This window comes from Pantoea sp. E2023-21 (assembly GCF_051302795.1).
Lineage (GTDB): Bacteria > Pseudomonadota > Gammaproteobacteria > Enterobacterales > Enterobacteriaceae > Pantoea > Pantoea ludwigii_A.
In genome coordinates this window covers 1,908,630-1,927,014 of the sequence record NZ_CP195344.1, presented here as the reverse complement: position 1 = coordinate 1,927,014, position 18,385 = coordinate 1,908,630, and the positions used below count along the sequence as shown (strand labels likewise).

At 52.4% G+C, this 18,385-nt stretch carries 16 protein-coding genes; 11 read left to right on the top strand and 5 right to left on the bottom strand.

From position 1 onward, the window contains the following. The first annotated feature begins 2 nt into the window (after window positions 1–2). Window positions 3–1,472 carry a xylulokinase gene (gene xylB, locus ACRQ84_RS09055; RefSeq protein ID WP_483817797.1) on the top strand — a complete coding sequence of 490 codons (1,470 nt, stop codon included), beginning with the start codon at window positions 3–5 and terminating at the stop codon, window positions 1,470–1,472. 22 nt (window positions 1,473–1,494) lie between these two features. Beyond that, a complete protein-coding gene (locus ACRQ84_RS09050) occupies window positions 1,495–2,775 on the top strand; it encodes an MFS transporter (protein ID WP_064739668.1) in 1,281 nt (426 codons plus the stop codon). A 42-nt stretch (window positions 2,776–2,817) separates the two neighbouring features. Here the strand turns inward: ACRQ84_RS09050 and ACRQ84_RS09045 are convergent, their stop codons facing one another. Continuing rightward, window positions 2,818–3,714: a TIGR01777 family oxidoreductase gene (locus ACRQ84_RS09045; RefSeq protein ID WP_483817796.1), complete on the bottom strand. Its 897-nt coding sequence runs from the start codon at window positions 3,712–3,714 to the stop codon at window positions 2,818–2,820. Window positions 3,715–3,918: 204 nt separating this feature from the next. Here ACRQ84_RS09045 and yfcF point away from each other — a divergent pair, with 204 nt between their 5' ends. Both yfcF and yfcD read left to right on the top strand, forming a co-directional pair. After that, a complete protein-coding gene (gene yfcF, locus ACRQ84_RS09040) occupies window positions 3,919–4,560 on the top strand; it encodes a glutathione transferase (RefSeq protein ID WP_483817795.1) in 642 nt (213 codons plus the stop codon). Between the two features lie 110 nt (window positions 4,561–4,670). Further along, window positions 4,671–5,216, top strand: coding sequence for an NUDIX hydrolase YfcD (gene yfcD / locus ACRQ84_RS09035; RefSeq protein ID WP_007889295.1), 546 nt, complete (start codon window positions 4,671–4,673; stop codon window positions 5,214–5,216). 60 nt (window positions 5,217–5,276) lie between these two features. On the opposite strand, the gene pta is transcribed toward yfcD, so the two are convergent. Further along, a complete protein-coding gene (gene pta, locus ACRQ84_RS09030; protein WP_483817794.1) occupies window positions 5,277–7,421 on the bottom strand; it encodes a phosphate acetyltransferase in 2,145 nt (714 codons plus the stop codon). 73 nt (window positions 7,422–7,494) lie between these two features. Next, window positions 7,495–8,697, bottom strand: a complete 1,203-nt coding sequence (gene ackA / locus ACRQ84_RS09025; protein ID WP_064739337.1) for an acetate kinase — start codon at window positions 8,695–8,697, stop codon at window positions 7,495–7,497. Window positions 8,698–9,035: 338 nt separating this feature from the next. Between ackA and yfbV the strand changes: the two genes are divergently transcribed. The 3 genes from yfbV (at window position 9,036) to ACRQ84_RS09010 (ending at window position 10,808) form a co-directional block, all read left to right on the top strand. After that, on the top strand, window positions 9,036–9,488 hold the full coding sequence (gene yfbV / locus ACRQ84_RS09020; RefSeq protein ID WP_064739336.1) for a terminus macrodomain insulation protein YfbV: 453 nt from the start codon (window positions 9,036–9,038) through the stop codon (window positions 9,486–9,488). A 151-nt stretch (window positions 9,489–9,639) separates the two neighbouring features. Beyond that, window positions 9,640–10,134: a YfbU family protein gene (locus tag ACRQ84_RS09015; protein ID WP_064739335.1), complete on the top strand. Its 495-nt coding sequence runs from the start codon at window positions 9,640–9,642 to the stop codon at window positions 10,132–10,134. 14 nt (window positions 10,135–10,148) lie between these two features. Beyond that, window positions 10,149–10,808: a sugar phosphatase gene (locus tag ACRQ84_RS09010; RefSeq protein WP_483817793.1), complete on the top strand. Its 660-nt coding sequence runs from the start codon at window positions 10,149–10,151 to the stop codon at window positions 10,806–10,808. A 27-nt stretch (window positions 10,809–10,835) separates the two neighbouring features. On the opposite strand, the gene yfbR is transcribed toward ACRQ84_RS09010, so the two are convergent. Both yfbR and ACRQ84_RS09000 read right to left on the bottom strand, forming a co-directional pair. Next, on the bottom strand, window positions 10,836–11,435 hold the full coding sequence (gene yfbR, locus ACRQ84_RS09005; RefSeq protein ID WP_064739333.1) for a 5'-deoxynucleotidase: 600 nt from the start codon (window positions 11,433–11,435) through the stop codon (window positions 10,836–10,838). 122 nt (window positions 11,436–11,557) lie between these two features. Next, window positions 11,558–12,775, bottom strand: coding sequence for a pyridoxal phosphate-dependent aminotransferase (locus ACRQ84_RS09000; protein WP_064739332.1), 1,218 nt, complete (start codon window positions 12,773–12,775; stop codon window positions 11,558–11,560). 967 nt (window positions 12,776–13,742) lie between these two features. Here ACRQ84_RS09000 and lrhA point away from each other — a divergent pair. From lrhA to nuoC, 4 genes are all read left to right on the top strand, one after another. Beyond that, window positions 13,743–14,666 carry a transcriptional regulator LrhA gene (gene lrhA / locus ACRQ84_RS08995; protein WP_007889314.1) on the top strand — a complete coding sequence of 308 codons (924 nt, stop codon included), beginning with the start codon at window positions 13,743–13,745 and terminating at the stop codon, window positions 14,664–14,666. 661 nt (window positions 14,667–15,327) lie between these two features. Further along, window positions 15,328–15,771: an NADH-quinone oxidoreductase subunit A gene (locus ACRQ84_RS08990; RefSeq protein ID WP_064739331.1), complete on the top strand. Its 444-nt coding sequence runs from the start codon at window positions 15,328–15,330 to the stop codon at window positions 15,769–15,771. Window positions 15,772–15,786: 15 nt separating this feature from the next. Beyond that, complete coding sequence (locus tag ACRQ84_RS08985; RefSeq protein ID WP_007889318.1) at window positions 15,787–16,467, top strand: NuoB/complex I 20 kDa subunit family protein; 681 nt, start codon at window positions 15,787–15,789, stop codon at window positions 16,465–16,467. 116 nt (window positions 16,468–16,583) lie between these two features. Continuing rightward, complete coding sequence (gene nuoC / locus ACRQ84_RS08980) at window positions 16,584–18,383, top strand: NADH-quinone oxidoreductase subunit C/D (protein ID WP_007889320.1); 1,800 nt, start codon at window positions 16,584–16,586, stop codon at window positions 18,381–18,383. Window positions 18,384–18,385: the final 2 nt, after the last annotated feature.

The following is an 18,385-nucleotide window of genomic DNA, read 5'->3' as shown; positions in this document are numbered from 1 at the left end:
TCATGTATCTTGGAATTGATATTGGCACCTCGGAACTCAAAGCGCTGATCATCAACGCACAGGGCGATATTGTTGCCTCCCATCACGCCACGCTTAATGTACAGCGTCCGCATGCGCACTGGGCTGAACAGGATCCCGAGCGCTGGTGGCAAGCGTGCGGTGACGTCCTCGCCGAATTGCGCCAGCAGGACGCACAGGCCTGGCGTGAGATCCGTGCCATCGGTTTGTCAGGGCAAATGCACGGTGCGGTATTGCTGGATGCGCAAGGCGAAGTGCTGCGTCCATGCATCCTGTGGAATGACACGCGCAGCGCACCACAATGTGCAGCGCTCAGTGCGCAACATCCGGAAATGATGCAGCTAAGTGGCAACATGATCATGCCAGGCTTTACCGCGCCAAAACTGCGTTGGGTGGCGGAACATGAGCCGGAGATTTTCCAGCGCATCGACAAAGTGCTGTTGCCAAAAGATTACCTGCGCTGGCGCCTGACCGGACAGTTTGTCAGTGAACCTTCTGATGCGGCGGGCACGCTGTGGCTTGACGTGGCACAGCGCGACTGGTCCGACGAACTGTTAGCCATCACCGGACTGACGCGCGCCCACATGCCGGATTTGGTCGAGGGCAGCGCAGTGAGCGCCACGCTCAAGAGCGAGCTGGCAACTCTCTGGGGTTTATCGGCGTCGGTTAGCGTGGCGGGCGGCGGCGGCGATAATGCGGCCTCGGCGGTGGGCGTCGGCGCGGTCAATCCGGGCGATGCCTTTATCTCACTCGGTACTTCTGGCGTGATATTCGTGGTTAACGATCGTTTACGGGCCGATCCGCAATCGGGCGTTCACGCCTTCTGCCACGCTTTGCCCGGACGCTGGCATCAGATGAGTGTGATGCTCAGTGCCGCCAGCTGCCTGCGCTGGCTGTGCAATTTACTGTCTGTTACGGAAAGCCAGCTAATGGATGAGATGGCGCAACTCAGCGAGGAACAGCGACGCTATGCGCCAGTTTTCCTGCCGTATCTCTCCGGCGAACGCACGCCACACAACGATCCTGATGCTTCGGGCTCTTTCTTTAATCTGCGCCACGAAACGCCGCGTGCGCTACTTGGCTATGCGGTAATTGAGGGCGTGGCTTTTGGTCTGGCTGATGGTTTCGCGGTGCTCGGTGATGCACAGCGGCAGATTCGGCAGTGCAGTCTGACCGGCGGCGGGGCGCGCAGCACGCTGTGGGCGCAGCTGATTGCTGATGTGCTTCAGCTGCCGATCGTCACGCATCCTGCCAGCGCCTCGGGCGCCTTGGGTGCCGCGCGTCTGGCGTGGCTGGCCGCTGGCGGCGCAGAAAATGAAGTATGTCTTAAACCGCCGCTACAGGCGCGTTATCAGCCGGATGCCGCACGCGGCGCCGTGCTGCAACAGCGATTGCAGCTGTTCCGCGCGCTCTATGCGCAACAGCAACAGGCACGCGCGCTGCTGCCCCAATAATTCCAAACAGAGGATGATTGAGATGCAATCAAATGATTACTGGTTTGGCTTGCCGAAAAAGATGTTTTGGGGCTTCCTCGCTATCGCTATTTTTATGGCAGGCGACGGCTTCGAAATGGCATTCCTGTCGCGCCATATTACCGATATGGGCTTCACCCCGGCGCAGTCTGCGGTGGTGTTTACTTTCTACGGATTGGCGGCGGCGCTGGCAGCGTGGGCATCGGGCGTGGTGGCGGAACTGATAACACCGCAGCGCGCGATGATGATTGGCTTCGTACTGTGGATCGTCATGCACACGCTGTTTATGTCGCTTGGCCTGGGAATGCGTAACTATCCGCTGATGGTGCTGTTTTACGGTATTCGCGGCCTGGCGTATCCGCTATTTATCTATTCATTCATGATGATGCTGGTGCAGGTACTACCGCGCGAAAAACTGGCGGCCGCTACCGGTTGGTTTTGGGCGATGTATTCGGTTGGAATCGGCGTGGTCGGCAGTTATTTGCCGAGTCTCACTATCCCGATGCTCGGTGAAACCGGTACGCTGTGGCTGGCGATCATTTGGGTGGCGTGCGGTGGTGTGCTGGCCTATTTCAGTTTGCGCCATGTGCCGGTTGACCGGTCGCGCGTCAATTTGCCGCTGCGTGACAAAATGACGGAGATGTCGCGGGCAGTGACCATTCTGTTTACCAATCAGCACGTGTTTTATGCCTGTTTGATTCGCATCATTAATACGCTGTCGTTGTTTGGTTTTGCCATCATCATGCCACTGCTGTTCGTTGATCGTCTTGGTTTCACCCTTTCCGAGTGGCTGCAAATCTGGGCGGTGTTTTTCTTCGTCACCATTTTTACCAACATCTTCTGGGGCATAACGGGCGAGAAGCTGGGTTGGATTCGTCAGGTGCGCTGGTTTGGCTGCCTCGGCATGGCGATCTCCAGCCTGGCATTTTATTACCTGCCGCTGTATGCCGGACATAACTTCTGGGTGGCGCTGATTCCTGCAGTGATGTTGGGGATTTTTGTCGCGGCCTTTGTGCCAATGACCGCCGTATTCCCGACGCTGGAGCCACATCACAAAGGGGCGGCCGTGTCGATTTACAACCTGTCGGCCGGGTTGAGTAACTTTGTTGCGCCCGCTATCGCTTCGGTGATGCTGCCGTTTTTCGATATTGTAGGCGTGGTGTGGGCGTATACCGGATTGTATCTCTTTGCGGGGGTGCTGACCTTTATCATTCGCGTGCCGCAGCCGGGAAAGACTCGCGAACCGGTTGAGTTGAAATCACGTGTCGCGCAACAGCGGAGTTAATGGAGCCAGGTCGCCATAAATGGCGACCCTACAACGACCTGGCTAACCGGCGACATCCCGCAACGCTTCTTCTAAATCGTACCAGCGAAAACCAAACCCTGACTCTTCTAACCGCTTTGGCAACACATGTTGGCCGCCGAGCACCAACACCGCTGATTCGCCCATCATCAGCTTGATGGCGCTGGCGGGCGTGCGCATAAAGGCCGGACGATGCATCACATGCCCGAGCGTGGCGGCAAACTGTTCATTGCGGACCGCGTAGGGCGCAACCATGTTGAACGGGCCGCGCAGTTCAGAATGATCGATTAACCACAGTATCGCGTTAACCAAATCGTCGAGGTGAATCCACGGTAAATACTGTTTACCGCTGCCAATCGGGCCGCCTACGCCAAGCTTAAACGGCAGCTTCATCTTCGATAACGCGCCGCCTTCCTTTGCCAGCACCACGCCGGTGCGCAGCAGGCAAACGCGTGTACGATCGCTTTGCGCTGTTAATGCCAGTTGCTCCCAGCGTGCACACAACGCATGGGTAAATTCATCGTGCCCAGGATCGTCTTCGGTCAGCACCAGATCGCCGGTATCGCCGTAAAAACCGGTAGCCGAGCCGGAAATCAAAAACTGTGGTGGTTGGCTGCTGGCGTGAATCAGCGATACCAGCTGCTCGGTAATTTGCCAGCGACTTTCGCAGAGTCGCTGTTTCTGTTGTTCGGTCCAGCGTTTATCCGCGATCGGTTCGCCCGCGAGATTGATCACCCCATCAATGCCATTTAAATCGGTTTGCTGATTGATGCCGGACCACAGCGCCACATTGGCGTCGAGCTTCTCGCGTGCCGCAGCGACATCGCGCGTGACGACGCTCACCTGATGCCCGAGTTGCAATAAGCGCGGGATCAGATGGCGGCCAATCAGGCCGGTACCGCCGGTGATAAGTAAATGCATGTTGAGCCTCCTTGTCATTTTTTATCTGCTCAGATTGAGCATAGAAGAGAAGCGTGCTTGCAGCGTGACAGGGCTTACGCTTATGAATAAAAAGGCGTAGTCAGCGCTGGCCTTAGCGGGTAAAGATCCGACCAGCGCACCATTGCCTTAGCAAATAAAAATCGGTAAACATGATGCACACCTGACGCTTTCCTGAGGCAGCCAATGAATTATCCATCCATTACGTTGTGGTCAGATTCTTGCTTTTTCAGCCCTTACGCCATGTCGGTTTATGTTGCGCTAACCGAGAAGGGCATTCCCTTCACGCTTAAACGCGTCGATTTATCACAAAACGCGCAGTGGCATGATGATTACCGCGCGCTGTCTCTAACCTGCCGCGTGCCTACACTGCAAATTGATGATGTGGTGCTGACGGAATCTTCAGCGATTGCCGAGTATCTGGAAGAGCGTTTCCCGGCGCCAGAGTTCGAGCGACTGTATCCCCGCGACCGCGAGAAACGTGCGCATGCGCGCGAAGTACAGGCGTGGCTGCGCAGCGATTTAATGGCGCTGCGTTCTGAGCGTCCTACCGAAGTGCTGTTTGCCGGAGAACGCTTTGCAGCGCTCACGCCAGCGGGTGAGCAGGCCGCCAGCAAACTGGTTTCGGCGGTGCAGCGACTGTTACCCGATGGACAGCAAAACCTGTTTGGCGAATGGTCGATTGCGGATACCGATTTAGCCGTGATGATCAATCGTCTCGCGCTGCACGGTGATGCGCTTCCGGTGAAACTGCAACATTATGCTGAGTTCCAGTGGCAGCGTGCTTCGGTGCAACTCTGGTTAGCGGAATCCGGTAAAACACGCTGAGCACGATGCGCCTTGCGATGGCGAAAAGAACGCTTTACCTTACGGCAGATTCTAATAAAGCATGACAACAGGCGCGTGCTGGGCACGCCGAAAACAGAAAAGGGTTACGGATGGTGGATCAAACGGCAGGTGACGGTATCGAGTGGGTTGATATCGTTAACGAAGAGAACGAAGTCATTGCGCAGGCCAGCCGTGCGCAGATGCGTGCGCAGTGTCTGCGTCATCGCGCCACCTATATTGTGGTGCATGATGGCATGGGCAAAATTCTGGTGCAGCGTCGTACTGAAATTAAAGACTTCATGCCGGGTATGCTTGATGCCACTGCCGGTGGCGTAGTGCAGAGCGGGGAAGACCTGCTGGAATCTGCTCGTCGTGAAGCGGAAGAGGAATTAGGTATCGCTGCCGTTCCGTTCGCCGAACACGGACAGTTCTACTTCGAAGATCAGCATTGCCGCGTATGGGGCGGGTTGTTCAGCTGCGTCTCACATGGCCCGTTCGCAATGCAGGAAGAGGAAGTAGATGAGATCTTTTGGATGACGCCGGAAGAGATTACTGCGCGCTGCGATGAGTTTACCGATGATTCGCTTAAAGCGCTGTCGTTGTGGCTGAGCCGTAACAGCGATGCCGCACGTCGTAAGCAGAGCAGCGAAGCGTAAATCCCGCTGCAGCTGTAATAAAGGCGCCAATTGGCGCCTTTTTGCTTTTAGCGAGAGGGATTAACCTTCTGCTTGCTGCGACTGAATCGCCGTCAGGGCAATGGTGTAGACAATGTCATCAACCAGTGCGCCGCGCGACAAGTCATTCACCGGCTTACGCATGCCTTGCAGCATCGGTCCGATGGAGATCAGGTCGGCAGAACGCTGTACCGCTTTGTAGGTGGTGTTGCCGGTGTTCAGATCCGGGAAGATGAACACGGTAGCGCGACCGGCAACCGCCGAGTTTGGCGCTTTGGATTTCGCAACGTCTTCCATGATCGCGGCGTCGTACTGCAACGGACCATCGATTACCAGATCAGGACGTTTTTCCTGAGCGATGCGCGTTGCTTCACGCACTTTCTCAACGTCGCTACCGGCACCCGAATTACCGGTTGAGTAGGAGATCATCGCCACACGTGGATCGATACCGAAGGCTTTGGCTGAATCGGCCGACTGAATCGCGATTTCTGCCAGCTGTTCCGGGTTCGGATCCGGGTTGATGGCGCAGTCGCCATACACCAGAACCTGCTCAGGCAGCAGCATGAAGAACACGGAAGAGACCAGTGAGCTGTTTGGCGCGGTTTTGATCAACTGCAGCGGCGGGCGAATGGTGTTCGCAGTAGTGTGAACCGCGCCGGATACCAGGCCGTCAACTTCGCCACTCTCCAGCATCATGGTGCCGAGCACCACGTTATCTTCCAGCTGCTCCTGCGCGACCACTTCGGTCATGCCTTTGCTCTTACGCAGCTCAACCAGACGTGGCACATAATTTTCACGTACCACTTCTGGGTCAACGATCACGATGCCTTTACCCAGTTCAACACCCTGGGCCGCAGCAACACGCTGAATCTCGTCCGGGTTGCCCAGCAGTACGCAGGTGGCGATGCCGCGTTCGGCGCAAATCGCCGCCGCTTTGACGGTACGCGGTTCGTCGCCTTCTGGCAGCACGATACGTTTGCCGGCTTTGCGCGCCAGCTCGGTAAGCTGGTAGCGGAATGCAGGTGGAGAGAGACGACGGCTGCGCTCAGACGTTGCGGTCAGTGATTCAACCCAATCTTCATTGATGAAGCTGGCAACGTACTCCTGCACTTTCTCAATGCGCTGCGTATCGTCAGTAGGGACTTCAAGGTTGAAACTCTGCAGGCTCAGCGACGTCTGCCAGGTGTTAGTTTTCACCATGAATACCGGTAAACCGGTCTGGAACGCACGTTCGCACAGGCGCGCAATCGGCGCTTCAATTTGATAACCACCGGTCAATAACACCGCACCGATTTCCACGCCGTTCATTGCGGCCAGACAAGCGGCGACCAGTACATCAGGACGATCGGCGGAAGTGACCAGCAGTGAACCCGGACGGAAGTGCTCCAGCATATGTGGAATGCTACGTGCACAGAAGGTCACCGATTTCACACGACGCGTCTGGATCTCACCTTCGTTAATGATGTCGGCATTCAGGTGGCGACACATGTCGATGGCGCGGGTGGCGATCAGGTCAAAGCTCCATGGCACACAACCCAGCACCGGCAGCGGGCTGTTGGCAAACAGCTGCTTAGGATCAATGTTGGCGATGCTGGCTTTAGAGGAGTCATCAAAAATCTCTGACAGATCCGGGCGCGTACGGCCTTGCTCATCCACCGGCGCATTCAGTTTGTTGATGATCACGCCAGTGATGTTTTTGTTCTTGCTGCCGCCGAAGCTGCTCTGCGACAGTTCGATACGCTCTTTCAGCTGCGCCGGAGAATCGTTGCCTAGCGCCATCACGAAGACGATTTCGGCGTTCAGGGTTTTAGCGATTTCATAGTTCAGCGCGGAAGCAAACTGATGTTTGCGCGTGGGTACCAGTCCTTCAACCAGTACCACTTCGGCGTCTTTTGCGTTCGCGTGGTAGTTGGCAATGATCTCTTCCATCAGCACGTCTTGCTGGTTAGAGCCCAGCAGCGACTCAACGCGTGACATCTGCAGTGGTTCTGCAGCAGGAATCGCGGAGCTTTTACGGATAATGCTGGTGGTTTGGTCTGGCGCATCGCCGCCCGCACGTGGCTGGGCAATAGGCTTGAATACGCTCAGGCGCACGCCTTTGCGCTCCATGGCACGGATCACGCCAAGGCTGACGCTGGTCAAGCCGACGCTAGTGCCGGTAGGAATGAGCATAATTGTACGTGACACGATAGAAACCTCTCAGGTGTTGCAGACTGTCTAAAACAACTCCGTCAGCCTAAGCTGACGGAGAGAAGTGTTTTTAAGCGGTGAGACGCGCGGCGTCTTGAGCAATCACCAACTCTTCGTTGGTTGGGATCACCACGGCCGGGCGAGTGCCTTCCTTATTGATGAAGCCGGATTTGCCGAAGCGTGCTGCCAGGTTGCGCTCGTGATCAACGTCAAAGCCAAGCAGGCCCAGTTTCTGCAGTGCCAGTTCGCGCACCATCGCGGCGTTCTCACCGATACCACCGGTGAATACCACGGCATCCAGACGACCTTCCATCAGCGCAGTGTAGCTGCCGATATACTTCGCCAGGCGGTGGCAGAAGACGTCCATTGCACGCTTGGCATCGTCTTTGGTGGCGTAGTTGTCTTCAACATAACGGCAGTCGCTGGTGACTTCAGTCAGACCCAACAGACCAGACTCTTTGGTCAGCAGTTTGTTAATGGCGTCAACGCTCATGCCCAACGCGTCATGCAGGAAGAAGATGATGGCAGGATCAATGTCACCGCTGCGGGTGCCCATGACCAGACCTTCTAATGGCGTTAAGCCCATTGACGTATCAACACATTGACCGTTGCGGATAGCGGAGACTGAACCGCCATTGCCGAGGTGACAAGTGATGATGTTCAATTCGCTAACGGGCTTGTTCAGCATTTTGGCGGCTTCCTGCGTCACATAGAAGTGGCTGGTGCCGTGTGCGCCGTAGCGACGAACGCCGTGTTCTTTATACAGTTTGTACGGCAGAGCATAGAGATATGACTCTTCCGGCATTGTCTGATGGAACGCCGTGTCAAAAACCGCCACATTTTTATCAGAAAGATGCGGGAAGTTTTTCAGCGCTTCATCTATACCGATCAGATGTGCAGGATTGTGCAGTGGCGCAAAGGAAGACGCATCTTTGATGCCCTGAATAACCGACTCGTCGATAATGACCGATTTAGTCAGCTGTTCGCCGCCGTGAACGATACGATGACCAATTGCAGCGATTTGTGCCGAAAGCTCTGGTTTTTGTGCCAGAATAGTTTTAACCATGAAGTTCAGTGCTTCGCTGTGTGCCGCACCCGCACCAAGCTGTGCTTCTTGTTTACTGCCATCCAGTTTCCACTTAATGCGTGCTTCCGGTAAATGGAAACACTCAGCCAAACCGGACAGGTATTCGTCACCGGTAACAGGGTTGATGATGGCAAACTTAAGTGAAGAACTGCCGCAGTTCAGAACCAGAACTAACTTCGTCGACATGGAAGTACCTATTTGGTTAAATAGTGGCTAAAAAAAACGCAATCAGACTAACAGCGTAGCCCATGAAAGCTGGTAGGTTAATGATAAACATCATGTGCTAGTCAAAAACTCACTGACTTGCAAAAAATTTTGGTGATTTTACGCTTATTTTTGATAAGCACTTAGTAAAACATGGCTCTGGCCGCTCTTTTATTGAACTAAAGCTTCCGGTAGTGTCATTGAAACGGCGTCAGAATACTCACTGTCACCCGCAAAGACAAAAACTTTTGAAGGATGTCACGTAAAGTTGTGTAGTTATCGGTTTATTTTAAATATTGCAGATTTAGTTGAGGTCTATCATGGCGAATGAGACAGACAATCCCGGTTGGTTCAGATTGTTCCAGCGCGGACAGCGATACATGAAGACCTGGCCTGCAGACAAGCGCCTGGCGCCGGTGTTTCCCGAAAATCGTGTGGTAAATGCAACCCGCTTTGCCATTCGTTTTATGCCGCCGCTGGCGATTTTCACCCTTACATGGCAAATCGCATTGGGTGGACAACTTGGCCCAGCAATAGCCACCGCGTTGTTTGCTTGCAGCCTGCCAATGCAAGGTTTGTGGTGGTTGGGTAAACGTTCCGTGACGCCGTTGCCGCCGACGCTGCTGCAGTGGTTCCATGAAGTGCGTACCAAACTGGAAGAGGCGGGGCAGGCGATTGCTCCTGTCGATGGTAAGCCGACGTATCAGTCGCTCGCCGATGTATTAAAGCGCGCTTTTAAACAGCTTGATCGTACTTTCCTCGACGATCTTTGATCCGCTAACGCTTTTACCTGCCAGAGAATTTGAGCCAAATCCCGGTTCAAATCAAAGAAAAGTGATGCGGGCAGATACGCATCACTTAACTTGTGTAATCATTTCTACATTGTTTAAATCTTAAGCGGCCGCTCAGGTCCGGGAGCAAACCATGGAAATGACCCACGCACAACGACTCATCCTCTCCAATCAATACAAAATGATGGCAATGCTCGAACCCGATAACGCTGAGCGCTATCGTCGTTATCAAACCATCATTGAACGCGGCTATGGCTTACAGTTACGTGAACTGGATAAGGAATTTGGCGAGCTTACCGAAGCGACTTGTCGCCTGCTCATCGATATTATGGAAATGCATCACGCACTACATGTTTCCTGGTCGAATCTCAAAGATGCCAGCTCCCTTGACGAACGTCGCCTGGCTTTTCTTGGCTTTGATGCCGCGACTGAAGCACGTTATCTCGGTTATGTGCGCTTTATGGTGAATGTTGAAGGGCGCTATACCCACTTTGATTCCGGCACGCACGGCTTTAATGCCCAAACGCCGATGTGGGAAAAATACCAACGCATGCTAACGGTGTGGCACACTTGTCCGCGTCAATATCATCTTAGCGCGAATGAAATCGCGCAGATTATCAATGCCTGAATAAGGAGCGACGCGTGAAGTACAAGGGTTTTCTGTTTGATTTAGACGGCACATTGGTAGATTCACTGCCGGCAGTGGTTCGCGCATGGTCACTGTGGGGCGAGCGTCACGGCTTTTCGGCTGAAGAGGTGCTGAGCTATATACATGGGAAGCCTGCTATAAATTCGCTGCGCCATTTTATGGCAGGACAATCGGAAGAAGCGATCCAGGCGGAATTTCTCTGGCTTGAACGCTTAGAAGCGGAAGACACGCAAGGCGTCCAGGCTATTCCCGGTGCGTTAGCGTTACTGAACACGTTGAACGAGTTGCAGATCCCGTGGGCTATTGTGACTTCAGGTTCGATTCCGGTCGCTCACGCACGCCACAAAGCAGCCAATCTACCGATGCCAGACGTATTTATTACTGCTGAGAACATTAAGCACGGTAAGCCGAATCCAGAGCCTTATCTGTTGGGTGCCGAACGGTTAGGGCTTTCAGCAACGCAGTGCGTCGTGGTGGAGGATGCACCTGCGGGCATACTTTCAGGTTTGGATGCTGGCAGTGCAGTGATTGCGATGAACGCGCCTGCCGATGCGCCGCGCCTCAATGAAGTGACCTTCTGCGTGGCTACGCTCGAACCTGTAATGGTGAGGAAAGAGAGTGATGGCGAATTTACGCTCTCTATTACTGAATGAAGTAACGGGCCAATATGGCCCGTTTTTTTATAGCGGTGTATCTTGTGAAATCTCATCGAGCGACAGGCTAAAGCTGGGAATAAATACCTCGACAAAATAATCCATCTCCGGCGATCGCCGCTGCGACAGGGTTTTTTCCAGACGCGCTTTGGCCAGCAAAAACTCGTTATTGCCCGCCGATAGCTCTTCCAGACACTTCACATAGGCGCAGAGTGCATCTGCTTGTTTCACCACGGATTGCTCACTCTCAGTGTGCAAATGTTCATCAATCAATGGGCGATAAGCATCCTGCAATTCGGGGGGCAGCATATCGATGAGTTTCTGCTGCGCAATCTTCTCAATTTTTTTGTATTCATGCGCGATCTGCGCATTATAGTACTTCACTGGCGTGGGCAAATCTCCAGTCAGCACTTCGCTGGCATCGTGATACAGCGCCAGCATGGCGATGCGCTCGGCGTTCAGGTTGCCATTAAATTTTTTGTTTTTAATGATGGCTAAGGCGTGGGCAACCATCGCAACCTGCAAGCTGTGTTCGGAGACATTTTCGGTGCGCACATTGCGCATCAATGGCCAGCGATTGATCAGTTTGAGACGGGAAAGGTGGGCAAAAAAATGGCTACGAGTCATGGACGGTTCCTGTGCGCATGGCAGAGAGAGTGAACTCTCCCCGAAATACGGTAACTATACCCTAAATAATTCAAGTCCCCACGAGGGGACTTGAATGACGACGGATATACAGGTGTCACATATTACTGGCGATACCCTTGCAAGAAACGACCAAACTTGCTGACGGCCATTTCCAAATCGTCCACGCGCGGCAGCGTCACGATGCGCACGTGATCCGGCCACGGCCAGTTGAAAGCGGTACCTTGAACCAGCAGTACTTTCTCTTGCAACAGGAAATCCAGCACCATCTTCTGATCGTCAAAGATGTTGAATTTCTTGGCATCAATGCGCGGGAACATGTACAACGCACCTTGTGGCTTCACACAACTGACGCCAGGAATATCGTTAATCAATTCCCACGCACGCTGACGTTGTTCATACAACCGCCCGCCGGGCGCAATGAATTCGCTGATGCTTTGATAGCCCCCGAGCGCTGTCTGAATAGCATGTTGCGCCGGAACGTTGGCGCAGAGGCGCATTGACGCCAGCATCTCAAGCCCTTCAATATAACCTTTCGCATGTTTCTTTGGACCGTTCAGCACCATCCAGCCCTGACGGAAGCCCGCCACACGGTAGGTCTTAGACAAGCCGTTAAAGGTTACGGTTAACAGATCGGGTGCCAGTGCTGCAATTGAATGGTGCTGCGCTTCGTCGTAGAGAATCTTGTCGTAGATTTCATCGGCGAAAATGATCAGATTGTGCTGGCGCGCAATTTCAACAATCTCTAGCAGCAACGCTTTGCTGTAAACCGCGCCTGTCGGGTTATTTGGGTTAATGATGACAATGCCACGCGTTCGCGGCGTGATCTTGCTACGAATATCATCCAGATCAGGGAACCAACCCGCTGACTCATCACAAAGATAGTGCACCGCTTTGCCGCTCGACAATGAAACTGCGGCCGTCCATAACGGATAATCAGGTGCGGGCACCAGCATTTCATCGCCGCTGTTGAGCAGGGCCTGCATCGCTTGCACAATCAGTTCCGATACACCGTTGCCAATATAGATGTCTTCAACGGTCACATCGCGCATGTCACGTGCCTGATAATGCTGCATGATCGCTTTACGCGCTGAATACAGCCCTTTTGAGTCGCAATAACCCTGCGAGCTCGGCAGGTTACGAATGACATCTACCAGAATTTCATCAGGCGCTTCAAAACCAAACGGGGCAGGGTTGCCGATATTCAGCTTGAGAACTTTATTACCTTCTTCTTCGAGACGTTTAGCTTCTTTCAGTACCGGCCCGCGGATGTCATAACACACATTTTCCAGCTTGCCGGATTTATCAATTTGAAAATTCATCGTTACCGCCTTTATGGGCAGAGTCCTTTAACCTGCCACCGAAAATCAAACTTGCCCAATTTACTCTTCTCATCTTAACAAAAGAAGGGCGGCGCTTGGTTTTGGCGCGTTTGCCATTTTTTCCAGCGTCACATGGCGTAAAAACCATTGAAATCCCACTAATCTGGTTCATTAACCCACTAATGTGAAAAATGATGAGATTAAACACTGGTAAGATGGATTTGGGGTGTAAAAGCCCTCTTCCATGGAGAGCGATGACTATTCAGAAATTTTTCAGGGACTATTGGCCTAAAAATAGATTAGCGACCTAATGAAATAGTTAAATGAAACTTGTTATATGGCGAATAAATGTTCAGTGGTGTTTAAGCTCTGGCTGGCGTTACTAAATACAGTTCATTCTCATTCACTTTTTGACGGCAGGATTAAGCACCATCATCAGAGCTAACCCGGTGTTAAACACGCGTAAAATAGCATTTGTGCTGTAACTTTAACGCAGAGGTTTAAGATTCAGAACCTGGGGGGCTTAAAAAAAGAGCAGTGTTATGGCAGGATGTGTGCGAAAAGGCTTTTGGTCAAAAATTGCGATGTTTTGAACAAAAACATTTCCATTTATAGCGTAAAAATGATTAAGTATAATTTATTATTTGATGCACTTTATCGCTTCGCATCTACATAACATGATGTTATTTCTTTTTAACCCGCAGGGACTTTACGCGGGATATATAGACAACTACGCAGCTTCCAGCACCTGTACGACTTACGTTTTCTGCCCAGAAGTTCTGCTGTCTATAATGACGACGCTGCTCTGATATCAGAGTGGTGCGATCGTCGGCATCCGCCTGACAAAATTTTTTATGGCAGCTCCACACAGGGCTGTCATTAAGCACCATTGCCTCTTATCTCTTTGATAAGTCGGGTAATACACCAGGGTAGTAGTTTTAAAAAATCTTATAAGTGAAGAAAAAACATGACTAATGCAAATCGTCCGATACTGAATCTCGACCTCGATCTGCTGCGTACATTTGTTGCCGTTGCCGATCTGAATACTTTTGCAGCAGCCGCTGCCGCCGTATGCAGAACGCAGTCAGCAGTGAGCCAGCAGATGCAACGTCTGGAACAATTGGTAGGTAAAGAGCTGTTTGCCAGACATGGACGTAATAAATTGCTGACGGAGCATGGCATTCAACTGCTGGGTTACGCCAGGAAAATCCTTCGTTTTAATGACGAAGCTTGCACCTCTTTAATGTACAGCAACATCCAGGGCGTTCTGACCATTGGCGCCTCAGATGATACCTCAGATACTATTCTGCCGTTCCTGCTTAATCGCGTAACGTCGGTTTATCCGAAGCTGGCCATTGATGTTCGTGTCAAGCGCAACCCGTTCATGATGGAAATGCTGAATCAAGGTGAAGTTGATCTGGTAGTGACTACGTCCAGTCCTGGAAACTTTACCCATCAGGTACTGCGTACTTCTCCAACATTGTGGTACTGCGCGGCGGATTATATTTTCCAGCGCGGAGAAGCCATTCCGTTGGTTCTGCTGGATGAGCCAAGTCCGTATCGCGATATGGCAATCGATCACCTCAATGAGGCTGGGATTCCATGGCGCATCTCGTATGTTGCCTCCACGCTGGCAGCAGTCCGTGCGGCGGTTAAGGCTGGTTTGGGTGTGACCGCGCGTCCAGTGGAAATGATGAGTCCAGAACTGCGTGTTATGGGAGCGGCAGAAGGTTTGCCTGTCCTGCCTGACACTCAGTATCTGCTGTGCCGCAATCCGGATAGCGATAACGAACTGGCGTTGGCCATTTTCAACGCCATGCAGTCCACCAATGATCCTTACAACCTGAGTGCAAATCCAGACGGTACACTGTTGCTGGATGATGAAGAGTAGGGATTACAGTTGCTGGTAATTCCTCGCGAATGGAATATCAGTTAATTGTTAAAATAGACAAAAATGAGCCTTAGCGTGGTGATAGCCTGCTAAGGCTTTTTTTTTGGTACTTAACTGGCCTTTTCTGACGTGATTTTCTAAAAAAGATTTCACTCGCATTCTTAAAAATGAAATTTGTTCCATTTTTATCCGGCATGGAATGTTTTTATCAATTCGTGCCAACTTTCCCAGGGCATTTGCCTGTCCATTCCGCTGTTTTTTGCAGCATAAAACCCAGTTCTGTGCTTTAGATCAAAAAAATACCCCTGATAAGGGGGGGGGAATCTCGGACGAGACCTGTCAAAATATGATTGTTAAATGCACGATCCATGCATGTGAATACCCGCTACACTAAAATTAACCTCACAAACTGAAGCGATTTAGCTGGCGCTTATGGGGTTGAATGTTAATAATATGATGCAGCTGTAAAATAATGTTTGGATACTTTTGTCAAAGTTGACAAAAGGTTATAGAAAGGAGTAAAAACCCCTATAAAATTGCTGCTTTATTGCTAATGACAGCAAAATTTATAAGGTTTTTTATCCTTCCCTTGAATCGATGTGGTGTGTTTGCTGCAACAGTGCAGGATGCCATCACCACTTTTGATGAGTAAGCAAAGAGTATGTCGACAACTACAGAAGTGATCGCTCATCACTGGGCATTTATTGTTTTTATCGTGATCGCATTCGGCCTATGTGCCTTTATGTTGACCGGTGGCTGGCTTTTAGGTGGTCGTGCACGTGCGCGGCACAAAGACACACCGTTCGAATCAGGTATTGAGTCGGTCGGTGACACGCATATTCGCCTCTCTGCAAAATTCTATCTGGTTGCGATGTTCTTCGTCATATTTGACGTTGAAGCCCTCTATTTATACGCATGGTCGACTTCCATTCGCGAAAGCGGTTGGGTCGGTTTTGTCGAAGCCGCAATTTTCATTTTGGTGCTCTTGGCAGGCCTGGTTTATCTGGTGCGCATTGGTGCGCTGGATTGGGCTCCTGCGCGTCGTCGCGTAGTGGTCAAATCTATCCCGGTCAGTCACAGCCACACCAACCCTCATAAGCAGTAAAAGCGAGGCAATAAGATGGACTACACGCTGACACGCGTAGACCCGAACGGGGGCGGCGATAATGATCGTTATCCTCTGCAGAAACAGGAAATTGTTACTGATCCGCTGGAGCAACATGTTCACCGTAGCGTTTACATGGGCAAGCTCGAACACGCCCTGCATGACATGGTGAACTGGGGTCGTAAAAACTCTCTTTGGCCGTATAACTTCGGCCTTTCCTGTTGCTACGTGGAAATGACCACATCCTTCACCGCTGTGCATGACGTGGCACGTTTTGGTGCTGAAGTTATGCGCGCCTCGCCACGTCAGGCTGACTTCATGGTGATTGCCGGAACGCCGTTTACCAAAATGGCGCCGGTTATTCAGCGTTTATATGATCAGATGCTGGAGCCGAAATGGGTGATTTCCATGGGCGCTTGCGCTAACTCGGGTGGCATGTACGACATCTACTCTGTGGTGCAGGGCGTGGATAAATTCCTGCCGGTTGACGTTTACATTCCGGGCTGTCCGCCGCGTCCAGAAGCGTATATGCAGGCACTGCTGCTGTTACGTGAATCGATTGGCAAAGAGCGTCGTCCGCTGTCGTGGGTTGTTGGTGACCAGGGTGTTTATCGCGCCAATATGCAGCCAGAGCGCGAAAGAAAACGTGGCGAGCGTATTGCCGTCACCAATCTGAGAACGCCAGACGAAGTATAAGCTTCCCGTACACGGATGGAGCCACGGCCGCAGCAGAACACCACAATTTAATGTGCGCCGCCATCCTGACGCCTTCTTTTGAGCGCCTGATTACAGGCCGGAATGGTGAGTAACGTATGACTGATTTAACCACGCAAGATCTCGCACAGCCTTCATGGCAAACCCGCGATCATCTGGATGACCCAGTGGTCGGCGAGCTGCGTAACCGTTTTGGGCCAGATGCCTTTACCGTTCAGGCCACCCGCACCGGCATTCCGGTCGTCTGGGTGAAGCGTGAACAACTTTTAGAAATCGTTGAATTCCTGCGCAAGCTGCCAAAACCGTATGTCATGCTCTATGACTTACATGGTTTTGATGAGCGCTTACGTACTAACCGCGCCGGTTTGCCCGCTGCGGATTTTTCCGTTTTCTATCACCTGCTTTCGATTGAACGCAACCGCGACATCATGCTCAAGGTCGCATTGTCTGAAAACGATCTGAATGTGCCAACCATCACCAAAATTTTCGCCAACGCCAACTGGTATGAGCGCGAGACTTGGGAGATGTTTGGTATCACGTTTAATGGTCACCCACATCTGACGCGCATCATGATGCCACAGACGTGGGAAGGTCATCCGCTGCGTAAAGATTACCCAGCACGCGCCACCGAGTTCGATCCCTTTGAGTTGACCAAGCAGAAAGAAGATCTGGAGATGGAGGCGCTGACCTTCAAACCTGAAGACTGGGGCATGAAGCGCAGCACCACCAACGAAGACTTCATGTTCCTTAACCTGGGTCCAAATCACCCGTCTGCGCACGGTGCCTTCCGCATCATTCTGCAGCTAGATGGCGAAGAGATCGTCGATTGCGTGCCGGATGTCGGCTATCACCATCGTGGTGCTGAGAAGATGGGCGAGCGCCAATCCTGGCACAGTTACATTCCGTATACCGACCGCATCGAATATCTCGGCGGCTGCGTGAACGAAATGCCGTACGTGCTGGCGGTAGAAAAGCTGGCTGGCATTACCGTACCGGATCGCGTGAATGTCATCCGCGTGATGCTGTCCGAGCTGTTCCGCATCAATAGTCACCTGCTTTACATCTCCACCTTTATTCAGGACGTCGGTGCGATGACGCCGGTGTTCTTCGCCTTTACCGATCGTCAGAAAATCTATGACGTGGTTGAAGCGATTACCGGTTTTCGTATGCATCCGGCATGGTTCCGCATCGGCGGCGTAGCGCATGATCTGCCGAAAGGCTGGGAACGTCTGTTGCGCGATTTCCTCGACTGGATGCCGAAGCGTCTTAAAGAGTATGACAAAGCCGCACTGCGCAATACCGTGTTGATGGGCCGTTCGCAAGGCGTTGCTGCGTACAATATGGATGAAGCGCTGGCGTGGGGCACCACCGGCGCAGGTCTGCGTGCCACCGGTTTAGATTTTGACGTGCGTAAATGGCGCCCGTATTCAGGTTACGAGAACTTTGATTTCGAAATCCCGGTTGGCGCTGGCATCAGCGATGCGTACACCCGCGTTCAGTTGAAAATGGAAGAGATGTGGCAGTCACTGCGCATTCTGGAACAGTGTCTGAACAACATGCCTGAAGGCCCGTTCAAAGCCGATCACCCGCTGACCACGCCGCCGCCGAAAGAGCGCACGCTGCAGCACATCGAAACGCTGATCACTCACTTCCTGCAGGTTTCGTGGGGTCCGGTCATGCCGGCTAACGAATCCTTCCAGATGATTGAGGCGACCAAAGGGATTAACAGTTACTACCTGACCAGCGATGGCAGCACCATGAGCTACCGCACCCGCGTGCGTACGCCGAGCTTCCCGCACCTGCAGCAGATCCCATCGGTGATCCGCGGCAGCCTGGTATCCGACTTGATCGTTTACCTCGGTAGTATCGATTTTGTTATGTCAGACGTGGACCGCTAATT